We start from the raw sequence: 11,020 nt of genomic DNA on the forward strand, positions 1-11,020 counted from the left end.
CGCGCATCGGCGCCTCGGCCTTCCTTGAAAAGCCGATCACGCTGCAGAAGCTGCTCAAGGCCGTGGACCAGGGCCTGAACAAGGTGCCCAAGGCCGCGCCCGGCGGCGCCGCGTTGGTGCCGCCGCGCCTGGTGGGCCTGGAGGTCACGGTCGAAGAGGCCATGACCCACCACCACGTCAACGGGGTGGCCCCGGTGAACGGCAACGGCCTCATGCCCACGCTGCCCATGGGCCCGCAGGCCCAGCAGACCTTCAACCTCGACAGCCCGCTGCGCGAGGCGCGCGACGAGTTCGAGAAGGCCTACTTCGAGTACCACCTGGCCAAGGAGTCCGGCTCCATGACGCGCGTGGCCGAGAAGACCGGCCTGGAGCGCACCCACCTCTACCGCAAGCTCAAGCAGCTGGGCGTGGACCTGGCCCGCGCCAAGCGCAGCGGTTTGGGCTGAGGGCCACCGCCAAGCTGCTATACTCCTGGGCTTCCCAAGGCCCGGTAGCTCAGTTGGTAGAGCAGCGGATTGAAAATCCGCGTGTCGGTGGTTCGATTCCGCCCCAGGCCACCAGTCATAAGCCCTTGATTTACAAGGGCTAGCAAAAAAGGCGGCCAACATTGTTGGTCGCCTTTTTGCTTTTCTGACGTTGTTTCTGACGCAGGTTCTGACAGGAGTGTCGGCACTCGAGAGCGAACGTCTGACAAACGTTGGCGAATCGTTGCGCTTGATTGCGCATCTGGCTCGTCAGATGTTGGACCGCATGAGAAGGCCCCAGGTTGGCAGACAAGGCGTCGTAAAGCGTCTAAAGCCGGGCGGATAAAAAGGCGGTGACTACACGCAGCTCCACCACTTAGGAGTTGCTGATGAAAAGCAAAGCACTGCAAACCCTTGCGCCGCACGGCGCAGGATTGAACGAATTCCGCACACCGCTGCGCTCTGCCCCTACCTCTACGGAGGTGCGCCATGGCTAAACCATATCGCGAGGGCGCCGGCTGGTGCATGCGCAAACGCCACAAGGGCGCCGACATCTACGTCTCAGGCCACCCGTCCAAGGCGGCAGCCGAGGCCGAAGTGCGAGAGCGCATGGCGCACATCGACAAAGTCGGTAAGCCCCTGCACCTGGGCCCACACCGCACCACGCTTGCTCAAGCCCTGCAGCAGTATGGGCTGGAGCACCTGCCGCGTCTAAAGGGCGGTGCTCAAGAATGTCGTCGCATCAACAAGTACTTGGCTGCGGCTGGTGTGCCTTTGCTCGAGGTCTCGCCAGTCTCTGACGCGCAGTCCGGGCTTTATTTTGAGGTCAGGCTGAGCGACGAGACGCCCAGACGCATTCCGCGTGGGCTCGTTGCGCACCGACGTGCACAGATGACGAAGACTGCCGGTTCCGACAAGATTCGCCAAGTGCTCGCGCAAGGGGCTGCAGCGGACATCAAGCGGCTGGACGTGCAGCGCTTGGTGGACGCGCTTCGCGAGGATGGGCTGTCCGGAGCGACTATTGCACTTGAGCGCGCACTGCTGCGAAGCTTCTTCAATTACGCGCGCCGGGCCTGGCATTGGGACCACTCGAACGAGAACCCTGCCAACGGGTTGAAGATGCCCAAGGTGGACCCGGGACGAGAGCGCGTTCTGTCAATGCACGAAGAGCAAAAGCTCGACGAGGCGCTGGAGTCGTCTGGCAATCGCATGCTTGCGCCTGTCATCGTGTTGCTTCGCGAGACTGCGATGCGCGTGAGCGAACCCATTCTCCACGCCACCTGGGGCGATGTGGACTGGACGCGAGAGGTACTCCATCTCTCGGACGGGAAAGATGGCGCGCGCGATGTGCCACTGTCGCCTCGCGCTCTCGAGGCCTTGCGTCAGCTCGGGCCGGGAGATGCCGCTCAGCGCATCGTGGGCGCGTCGTACGAAGCGCTGAAGGCTGGATTTCGACGGGCATGTGAGCGAGCAGGCATTGAAGATATCCGTATTCACGATTTGCGCCACACTGCCGCAACGCGCATGGCCCTGGCGACAGGGAACATGGCCATCGTGAAAGCACTCACCGGTCATAAGACCGATTCGATGGTCGGGCGCTACGTCAACGTAAAAGCCGACGACGTCGTGAACGTCATGCGCAGCGAAGGTGCGAAGCGCTTAGCCCAGCTCAAGGCCGCTACGACCGCTGCCCTCGAGCACGCGCGCAGTATTGCTCCGCCAGGGCTGTCCGAGGGAGCACTTGAAGAGTTCGTCGCAAATGCAGTGGCTGCCGCACTTGCGGCAGCCACTGGGCATACTGGGTTCTCCGGGCCGCCGTCAACTGGTCCTGCCCAAAACGACGACGACACGCGGAGGGCTGCATGAGTGAGGTCATCAACTGGCAGTTGCCGCATCTGTACGCGTTTCTGTTGAGCCAGGGCGGGGGCCGATGGCGTTGGGCATTGCAAGACGCTGAGCCCGAGCCTGTGTGGGCTTTGCTGCTGGAGCAAGAGAGCGGCGCCACGCCGTGCGGCATCTACGCGGTGGGTGAGGTTCTGACGCTTCCTGCGCGCGTGTTCGCAATGGTGACGCCAGACGTTTTGCGTGCAGTTTCTCAGCAGGCGGTCTTGGTCGAAGAAGCGCTGGAGCGTATGCAGCGCCTTGAATGGCTGTTGCAGCGGTTGCAGAACCGCGCCTACAAACTGCATCGCCGGGACGAGTATCTGGATATTCGTCAAGCGCGGGTCGAGTCGCAGCTCGCGCAACGTCTCTTGCGGGCATCCGAGCCGCCGCTTGCACATGAGGTTGAACAGTGGAGGCGTGAGATTGACGCTGAGATGGGCTCGCCCGACGGCACGGGCTAGGCGCGAGCGCATGCCTGCGCTTGTGCTGCCGCACCTGGAGTCGGGTTGCGCCGCTGGCGAGCACGAATCCCGGTGTCGACGAGGGGCGCGCCTCGTGAACCCGATGAGCGCTGACTCGGGCCGCGCGGCGCAGAACCCAAACACTGGCTGTGCAGTAATCTGCACAGCCAGTGTAATAAAATAGTAGTACAATACACCATGCCCACCGAAAGTCGTATGGGCACGTGGTACTGAGCTCCCTGCGCCATCGGAATGCGATGGCGCAGTCAAACACAGGTGCGTCGTGAGACTGGTTTTTCTCGATTTTGATGGTGTGCTCCATCCGCTCGACGACTCGACCGGCTCGCGAAGCAGGTTCTGTTGGTTGCCGCATCTTGTGACCTTGCTCCAAGAAGCTCAAGACGTCGGCGTTGTCGTGCACTCGACTTGGCGTTACGAGTACAGCGACGTTGAGCTCCGAGCCTTACTTGGAGAGCTGGGCCCTCGCTTTGCTGGCAGTGCACCCCGGATGCCGCGTGAGTTGGCAATCGAGACTGTGCTGCAAGCGAACGCATCAACCGTGGCGCATCACTTGGTCCTCGACGATGACGGAAAAGAATTCAGTCAAGGTCGGCTCAACCTTCTACTCTGTGACCCAGCGCTTGGTGTTTCCGACCCTCGGGTCCAAAGCCAGTTGCGCGATTGGCTGGTTCGCACGTCCACAATGAAATGAGCACTCGAAGGTACCCGCGGGGATACGGAGAGGTCGTTCTTTACTTGGATTTCGATGGCGTGCTACATCATGAGCATGTCTTGTGGCACCCGCGCCGCGGTGCGTACGCTGGGCTGCCTAGCTTCGAACTCTTCGAACACGCGCCGCTGCTCGAGGAGTTGCTGGCCCCATATCCCGAGCTGCGCATCGTATTGAGCACGAGCTGGGTGCGACAGTATGGGTGCTACGGTTCAGCGAAGCGATTGCCCGCAGGGCTTCGGGAGCGTGTAGTCGGCGCGACGTTCCATAGCCGGATGGCCCTCGCCGAGTTTCTGGACAAGCCCCGTGGTGTGCAGGTGCACGAAGACGTTCTTCGTAGATGCCCCCGAGCCTGGCTTGCCTTGGACGACGTCGACGAAGGGTGGCCGGCGGAGCTTCGCTCAAACGTTGTCATCACTGACGAGCGCCTCGGTATCAGCGCACCAGGTGCTGCAGACACAATTGCGCGTGCGCTCGACCAGATGCACCGTGAACGATGAATAGTGGGCATACTGACCGCATGGACCTGTTTCACGCCATCCTGTACACCCTCGCGGTTGTCGCGGCCGTGGCAATCGTGGGGTCGCTCACCGCAGACGCCGTACCTCGGTGGCTGAACGCAGCCGCCGACTTCATTGAACGCAAGGCCCATCCCGCCGGTCGACACCAGGACATCCCGCCAGACGAATCCGGGAAGCAGTGAGTCGCGCCACGGTCGCACTGTCAGCTTAAATCCGAGTCTGCGCACAGATTCGCGACTGGCCCAAAAAAAGAATGGCCTTGCGAGGGAGCAAGGCCATTCGTGCTCAGCAGACCTGTCAAGCAGTGTCTAGCATCGTCTTGAGTTGCAGACGCAGCCTCTCATCAAGACGCCAGGCCTCTTCCACGATGGCCTTCGCGATGAGCGCAAACCCCATCTCTCCTGCGCTTGCAGCTCCTGCAGACTCGGTCAAGTTCCCGAGGTCATCAAGCATGCGCCCCTTTTCGGGCTTGGAGGGCAGAACAACGTCTTTGTAGTACAGCATTTCGATTCGGTTGGTAGTTGGTGGAGTCTCATGTAGCAACGGTGTTTTAGTCAGCCTTGGCCCGCGTTCTACATCGCTCATACTCAACCCCGCGTGCTACACACTGTTCCGCATCGGGCCTCAAACTGTGGAGCGCACGAACAGCGTCGCTCAGCCTGCTGGCTGTTACGGTGAATTATTCTGAGCAGAATAATTCACCGTAATTCGTGTCTCGGGCGCACTGGCGGCAGTACTCGGAAGCCGGCCAGCAGCCTCGGAAACTGAAGACTCATTGCGTAGTGACCCTAGCGCTCGCCGCTGTCAACGGCAGAGCTGATAGCGGAAGGCATGAGCCAGTACGCGAAGTCAAGGGCGCCAGTTGAGCTGTAGCGAGAATATGCGCTCGTGCCACGCGTCGACAGCGGCCTCGGTCCAATAGAGATAGCGGCCAATCCGAACGCCAGGAGGGAACTCCCCCTCGGCGACCAAGCCTTCGAGTGTTCTGACCGAGACACCTAGGCGTTGCGAAAGGGACTCTTTGTTCAAGAGCGACGAGAGGCTGATGGGGCGCGAAACTGCATTGGTCGTAGTAGCTGGGGATTGGTTCTTCACGAAAGCTCCTTGATGGAGCCTCGTGTAATCACCAGTTTTATTTAGAACGCCTGAGATAAGAAGGGAGCAGCGCTTGCAGCTGGTCCGAGTGTCGAGCGAGCGCAGTCTCTTGCTTCAGATGTGCGTACGTTTTCATGACCACTGGGAGACTGTCGTTCAGCAGCTCAGCCACCGTGAGAAAGTCATGAGGATTTCGCCGCAGCCAATCTGTAGCGACAAGATGGCGAAATGCGTGCGGCCCGAAACCGCCGCATCCCGGAATGTGAGCCCTTGTCAGGTCAAGAACGCAGTGTGTCATGGCACTTAGTGGCCACCCGTTTCTGGAGAGAAACAAGTGGCTCCCAGTACCGTCCCCGGCCAAAATCGGTCGAAATCTATGAACGTAGTCGGCGAGCAGCTCGTGGAGCCACGGTGCAATGCTCACGTCGTATGTCTTCGCTCGTTGCGAACGGCCCCTTCCGTTTTTGAAGTCTGTGCGCGGGAGGCGGAGCCTCCACTGTCCGCTTTGTGCTTGGTACACATTGCCGGAATTGTCCTCATGCCACGTGAGCGCAATGAGATTTTTGCGACGCAAGGGGTTCGACATCAGCATTCCGAGGAGCAGTTCGTCGCGGCGAGCAACAGCTTCAGCCCGGCTTCCCGACGGCGCAGCATTGCCTATGTCGCGAATCCGGCTCATCGCCGAGAACACCGGCGCCATGGGTTCTTCTTGTTCGAGGAGGAAACGAATGGGTTCCTCCGGATGACGTGAAATGTCCGTGCAGGCTACCTTCCATTCCAGAACCGTGTCACGCGCTGCTTCACAGAGCTCGTCCCAGGTGCGGTCTTGCGTCGCAATGGCCGGAAGCCGACTCGGAATCTGCGCAATTTGAGAGAGAAAGCCGCGCTTGGGGTAAAGGAGTGAAGCTACCGATGCGCAAAAAACAGCGTGACCGGTGTGTCTGAGGCCGTTTGAGCGCTGGGTTTGAAATGTCAGATACGCGTCAAGCGCTTCAGGAACTGCGAGCCACGCAAGGGTTTGAAGCTGATGTGTCTCTAGCCCCCAACCGCCTTCGTTGACAGGAAGACGAAGAAATCCGTAGTACGGACGAACGTGATGCCATAGCACGCCTGCGCTGGCAAAGTGATGTCCATTGACTGTCGTGATACCTGCGATTGCACCTACGGTCGTATCGCTTCCACTTGCAGTCCAGCGACTGGCTCCAAGCCGCTTCCTGCCGGCGCCCCCGATATCAGTTTTGTGCCGCAACAAGCTTTGCCATTCCTGCAAAAATTCAGGACTCAGCTCAGAAACTTTGAGTTGATAGACGTCTGAGCATCTCGTCTTGTGACGCGCGCGGTACTCGATGGGGCGTTCGGGTGCCATCTGCTGGAGCGTTCGCGTGAGAAGCGCAGACAGATGGCCTTCGGGCAATGTCAGAGTAGCCTCGAGTCTGCGCAAAGTGGCCGTCGAGCGTAGGTTAGGGAGCGCTCCGCGGGCCCACCGACCCAATGCCGATGGGCTGACGCCCGCTTCAATCGCTGCCCGCTTGGGGGTCAGTCCTGCATGGCGCAGAGCGTCACGCAGACCCTTTTCGAATGGCGTCGCGGACGGGACCTCGGCCGCGGCGAACCGGCGTTCACGTCCGCGGACAGTGAGCGAGGGCGCCGCGCCCATGAGTTCGAAGGAGGTTCGCCAAGCGTTCAGCAAGCTTCGCCGGTCGGCTTTTGAGCGTTCGCTAATGTCGATGGCGTTGAGGTGGCGCTTGACTTCGACAATGTGTTCGGCCGCCATTTCCGGTCCAACGGGTGAGGTTTCATGCAAGCCCAGGTGCTGCATGAAACCGCGCAGCGCCGTCAGATGGTTGCGAGCAATCTGCTCTGTGAGAGACGAAGAGGATTCGCTGCGGACACGAGCCAGATGATGTTCGATGAGTTGTTTGTATGTAGCAGACATAGTCACGGTCAGTGACGCTGTTGCTTGTGGGAAGAATGTTGGGATGACGTCGTTTGATGTGCCCGTTACTGAATAACGGAGTTTTCCTAAGTGGTTGATTTTCATGTCCTTTTTCCTCTCCTGTGGAGCATCTGCTCCCAAAGCAGAGGGGACGAATTCCGTTATGCGACCCGCGAGCAAGGCGTCTAGTAGTTAGTTGAACTACGTGTAGCAACCGCGTTTCAGCGATGCGTGCAGCTCGCCGCATCACACGTAGCGGCAGGCAGATATAAACGTCGTGCTCTAGACCAAGAGACCGGAGGAGGGGGTTCAATACGCCGCGACCGGTCCTTGCGTGCAGCGGAACTCGAGCACGACACCTGGGTGGTACGACTAGAGGGTGAGTGGCGGGGCGTCCGGGCTCCGAATAGTCTGGTCTGATGGCGGCGTCCGTACGCGTCCGCCATGCCCTTTCGATACGCTGGCTCCATGCGTCCAGGTCGAAGGCAACCACGCTCTACGACTTCGGTCGGGTGGGGGGTGGTTTGCCCAATCTCCCCACTTCCACCATCGTCCAAAAGTTAGGCCTTTCTCCTGGGAGAGAGAGTGAGAAGTGCCTTGCCGAATCGCAATGAAGCCTTGCGGATTGGAATTAGCCTGTGCCTATCCGGTACTTCGCAAACGCGTTACATTTGCAGCACCAAACGGCATGACTAGGCGATGAAGCGCAAGACCGAAACGCTAAACATTCGGGTTACGTCCGACCTCAAAGAGCTTGTGCGTCTGGCTGCCGAGAGAGAACACAGGACTTTGGCGAACTTCGTTGAAGTTTTGGTGCGCAATCACTGTGATGAGCACCAGATATACGCAGGAAATCAATCGGATGCGACAAGGCCGCAACGGCGGAAGAGGGAGAAGTGATGCATTTGCGAAAGCGTTCTACCGGTTTTGTGCTGTGCGGTGCCGCCTGTGTGGTTGAGCATCCGTCGCCCGACTACGCAATAGCTCGTTGAGTTTCGGGGCATGCTGTCGTTTGCTCCTGGTGCTCGCGCCGTCATCCGCGACGAAGAATGGCTCATCCGCCGCGTCGTCCCTTCGACCGATGGCGGCTGGCTGCTTACGTGTGACGGTATTTCCGACCTGGTTCGGGGGCGCGATGCGCTATTCCTCACTGAGTTAGAAGACCGGATAGAGGTTCTCGACCCAGGCGATACAAAGTTGGTGCCGGACACCAGCCCCGCCTACAACGCCGCGCTCCTCTACCTGGAGAGCATGCGCCGCCGCAGCGTCGCCAACGACGAGAAAATTCACCTCGGTCACCGCGGCGTGATGAACGTGGTGCCCTACCAGCTAGACCCGGCTCTGCAAGCGCTCAAACAGCCGCGTTCACGCATCCTGATTGCCGACGCGGTCGGCCTGGGCAAGACGTTGGAAGCCGGCATCCTGGCCACCGAGCTCATTCAGCGCGGCCGCGGCAAGCGCATCCTGGTCGTCACCCAGAAGGCCATGCTCACCCAGTTCCAGAAAGAGTGGTGGAGCCGCTTTTCGATTCCGCTGACGCGGCTGGACTCGGTGGGCCTGGCCCGCGTGCGAAACCGCATCCCGGCCAACCACAACCCGTTCAATCATTTCGACCGCAGCATCATCTCGGTCGACACCCTCAAGAGCAACCTCGAGTACCGCAACTACCTCGAGAACGCTTGGTGGGACGTCATCGTCATTGACGAGTGCCACAACGTGGCGGCACGGGCCGCGGACACCGGCCTGTCGCGCCGCGCCCGGCTGGCCAAGTTGCTGGCAACCCGCTCCGACACACTCATCCTGCTGTCTGCCACGCCGCACGACGGCTCGGCCCGCAGCTTCGCGTCGTTGATGACGCTGCTCGACCCGACGGCCATCTCCGACCCCGACGACTACACCCCGGACGACTTCCGCAACAAGGGCCTGGTCATTCGGCGCTTCAAGAAGGATATCAAGGACCAGGTTGCCGCCGACTTCCAGGAGCGCAAGACCACCCGCCTGACCGAGCCGGCTTCCCAGTTGGAGGAAGAGGCGTACCGTGCGCTGCTCGATGTCGCGTTCACGCAGGCTGGCCAACACAAGGCCGGTAAGCAGCAGGAACTGCAACGCGTGGGCATGCAGAAGGCGCTGTTCTCCAGCCCAGCTGCGGCGCTGAAGTCCACCGAGAGGCGCATCGAGTTGCTCTCGGCCAAGCCGAACGCCAGCGCCGACGAGCAATCCGAAGTGGCAGGCCTGGAGGTGCTGCGGGATGCGCTCACGCCGCTGGTGCAAGACCCCACCGCCAAGCACTTCAGCCGCTACCAACGCCTGCTCATCCTCCTGCGCTCGTCAGAGTTCGCGTGGCAGCCCAACGACGCCAACGACCGCCTGGTCATCTTCTCCGAGCGCATCGAGACTCTAGAGTGGCTCAAGCGTCAGCTTACCGCCGACCTGAAGCTCAAGCCGGGCCAACTGGAGGTGCTTCACGGCGCCGGCATGACCGACACCGAGCAGCAGGCCATCGTCGAGCGCTTCGGCCGCCTGGAAGACCCCATCCGCATCCTGCTGTGTTCCGACGTGGCCAGCGAGGGCTTGAACCTGCACTACTTCTGCCACCGGCTCGTTCACTTCGACCTGCCGTTTTCGCTGATGGTCTTCCAGCAGCGCAACGGCCGTGTGGACCGCTACGGCCAGAAGCACCAGCCGCACATCGTCTACCTCTTCACCGAGGCGCAGACCGAGCGCATCAAGGGCGACCTGCGTACCTACGAAATCCTGCAGCGCAAGGACCAGCAGGCTTACCTGAACCTGGGCGACCCGTCGGCGTTCCTGAACGTCTACGACCCCGAAAAGGAAGACGAGAAGCTCACCGGCTTTCTGGCCGACGGCATGACGCCGGAGCAGATAGAGGCCGCGCTCGACGCGGAGGCCGCCAGCAAGGGCGAAGAGGATGGCGACTTCCTTATGCAGCTGTTCGGTGGCGAGGCGGCGCCAGCGGCCCCGGAGAGCAGCCTGGCTCACATCGACGAGCCCGGCTCGCTGTTCGAGAGCGACTACCACTATGCAAAGACCGCGCTGACGCAGCTGAACCTCGGCGACAAGCTGTGCGAGTGGACGGCCCACGACGTCGAACGAATCATCGCCCTCACGGCCCCGCGTGACCTGCAGGAACGCTTGCGCCAGCTGCCGCGCGAGGTGCAGGCCGAGAACGCCTACTACTCACTGTGTGCAGACCCGGCGCGCATAGCCCAGGCCATTGAAACAGCCCGGCAAGCCAAGGCCGAAGACGACACCTGGCCGCAGTTGCACTACTTGTGGCCGCAGCACCCCATCGTGGAATGGCTGGGCGACCGGGTGATGTCCATGGTCAAGCGGCACAGCGCACCGCTGCTGCAGAGCCCGCACCTGCAGCCCGACGAACAGGCCTTCATCCTCATGAGCCTGGTGCCCAACCGCAAGGGCCAGCCGCTGCTCGTGGACTGGCGTGTGGCCACACGCCGCGGCGCTGCTGGCCCGTTCGCGCTGGAGGCCTTCGACACCTTCGCGGCCCGCGCCGGCCTCAAGGCCGGCAAGCTGCCCAACCGCGGCCACCTGCCGGGGCTCGAACAGGCCACGCAGCGCCTTCAGCAGGCCCTTGCGCAGGCCGCGCAGTCGATGCACGCCCACATGCTCCAGCAGCAGGCGGCGTTCTCCGCGCGCCTGGCCGAGCGGCTGGATGGCACCTTGAAAGACCTGAAGCGCCTGCAGGGGCGACAGCTAGAGCAGTTGAAGCTGGCCTTGGAGAACCAGCTCGAAACCGTGAAGCGCGGCCGTTACGAACAGCGCAGCCAGCAAATCAGCCGCGTCTTTGACGAATACCGTCAGTGGGTGCACGACTCCCTGACCACCGAGCCCCAGCCCTGGATTCAGGTGCTCGCGGCAGTGTGCCACCCCAGCGCCGCCGCCTGACC

Annotated in this window: 11 protein-coding genes and 1 tRNA gene; 9 read left to right on the plus strand and 3 right to left on the minus strand. The window is 61.3% G+C overall.

Annotated features, from left to right (window positions below; translation table 11 throughout):
- From BGO22_RS04840 to BGO22_RS04865, 7 genes are all read left to right on the plus strand, one after another.
- Window positions 1–446: helix-turn-helix domain-containing protein (locus tag BGO22_RS04840; protein WP_286849394.1), on the plus strand; the 446-nt coding region annotated here is incomplete at its 5' end.
- 38 nt (window positions 447–484) lie between these two features.
- Window positions 485–560, plus strand: a tRNA-Phe gene (locus BGO22_RS04845).
- Between the two features lie 393 nt (window positions 561–953).
- Window positions 954–2,330, plus strand: coding sequence for a tyrosine-type recombinase/integrase (locus BGO22_RS04850; RefSeq protein WP_286849395.1), 1,377 nt, complete (start codon window positions 954–956; stop codon window positions 2,328–2,330).
- Complete coding sequence (locus BGO22_RS04855) at window positions 2,327–2,809, plus strand: hypothetical protein (protein WP_286849397.1); 483 nt, start codon at window positions 2,327–2,329, stop codon at window positions 2,807–2,809. The genes BGO22_RS04850 and BGO22_RS04855 overlap by 4 nt, the downstream gene beginning before the upstream one ends.
- Before the next feature lie 283 nt (window positions 2,810–3,092).
- A complete protein-coding gene (locus BGO22_RS22400) occupies window positions 3,093–3,521 on the plus strand; it encodes an HAD domain-containing protein (protein WP_353744340.1) in 429 nt (142 codons plus the stop codon).
- A complete protein-coding gene (locus BGO22_RS04860) occupies window positions 3,518–4,039 on the plus strand; it encodes an HAD domain-containing protein (RefSeq protein ID WP_286849399.1) in 522 nt (173 codons plus the stop codon). Before BGO22_RS22400 ends, BGO22_RS04860 begins: the two co-directional genes overlap by 4 nt.
- A 20-nt stretch (window positions 4,040–4,059) precedes the next feature.
- Window positions 4,060–4,242, plus strand: a complete 183-nt coding sequence (locus BGO22_RS04865; RefSeq protein ID WP_286849401.1) for a hypothetical protein — start codon at window positions 4,060–4,062, stop codon at window positions 4,240–4,242.
- A gap of 115 nt (window positions 4,243–4,357) precedes the next feature.
- Here BGO22_RS04865 and BGO22_RS04870 read toward each other — a convergent pair whose 3' ends face one another.
- The 3 genes from BGO22_RS04870 to BGO22_RS04875 all read right to left on the minus strand — a co-directional run bounded on the left by BGO22_RS04870 (window position 4,358) and on the right by BGO22_RS04875 (window position 7,196).
- Window positions 4,358–4,564, minus strand: a complete 207-nt coding sequence (locus BGO22_RS04870) for a hypothetical protein (RefSeq protein WP_286849404.1) — start codon at window positions 4,562–4,564, stop codon at window positions 4,358–4,360.
- Between the two features lie 345 nt (window positions 4,565–4,909).
- Window positions 4,910–5,155, minus strand: coding sequence for a helix-turn-helix transcriptional regulator (locus BGO22_RS22405; protein WP_353744341.1), 246 nt, complete (start codon window positions 5,153–5,155; stop codon window positions 4,910–4,912).
- Window positions 5,156–5,192: 37 nt separating this feature from the next.
- The gene (locus BGO22_RS04875) at window positions 5,193–7,196 is read right to left on the minus strand and encodes a hypothetical protein (RefSeq protein WP_286849406.1); all 2,004 of its coding nucleotides are present in this window, start codon (window positions 7,194–7,196) and stop codon (window positions 5,193–5,195) included.
- 594 nt (window positions 7,197–7,790) lie between these two features.
- Between BGO22_RS04875 and BGO22_RS04880 the strand changes: the two genes are divergently transcribed.
- Both BGO22_RS04880 and BGO22_RS04885 read left to right on the plus strand, forming a co-directional pair.
- On the plus strand, window positions 7,791–7,991 hold the full coding sequence (locus BGO22_RS04880; protein ID WP_286849408.1) for a type II toxin -antitoxin system TacA 1-like antitoxin: 201 nt from the start codon (window positions 7,791–7,793) through the stop codon (window positions 7,989–7,991).
- Between the two features lie 300 nt (window positions 7,992–8,291).
- Window positions 8,292–11,018 (plus strand): DEAD/DEAH box helicase, encoded by a 2,727-nt coding sequence (locus BGO22_RS04885; protein WP_286849410.1) that lies wholly within the window; start codon window positions 8,292–8,294, stop codon window positions 11,016–11,018.
- Window positions 11,019–11,020: the final 2 nt, after the last annotated feature.

The organism is Hydrogenophaga sp. 70-12, from assembly GCF_001897365.1.
GTDB lineage: Bacteria > Pseudomonadota > Gammaproteobacteria > Burkholderiales > Burkholderiaceae_C > Hydrogenophaga > Hydrogenophaga borbori.

Coding starts and splice junctions, on each gene's coding strand:
- BGO22_RS04880 (WP_286849408.1), top strand. CDS start 7,791: ATGAAGCGCAAGACCGAAACGCTAAACATTCGGGTTACGTCCGACCTC.
- BGO22_RS04870 (WP_286849404.1), bottom strand. CDS start 4,564: ATGCTGTACTACAAAGACGTTGTTCTGCCCTCCAAGCCCGAAAAGGGG.
- BGO22_RS04860 (WP_286849399.1), top strand. CDS start 3,518: ATGAGCACTCGAAGGTACCCGCGGGGATACGGAGAGGTCGTTCTTTAC.
- BGO22_RS04855 (WP_286849397.1), top strand. CDS start 2,327: ATGAGTGAGGTCATCAACTGGCAGTTGCCGCATCTGTACGCGTTTCTG.
- BGO22_RS04850 (WP_286849395.1), top strand. CDS start 954: ATGGCTAAACCATATCGCGAGGGCGCCGGCTGGTGCATGCGCAAACGC.
- BGO22_RS04865 (WP_286849401.1), top strand. CDS start 4,060: ATGGACCTGTTTCACGCCATCCTGTACACCCTCGCGGTTGTCGCGGCC.
- BGO22_RS04875 (WP_286849406.1), bottom strand. CDS start 7,196: ATGAAAATCAACCACTTAGGAAAACTCCGTTATTCAGTAACGGGCACA.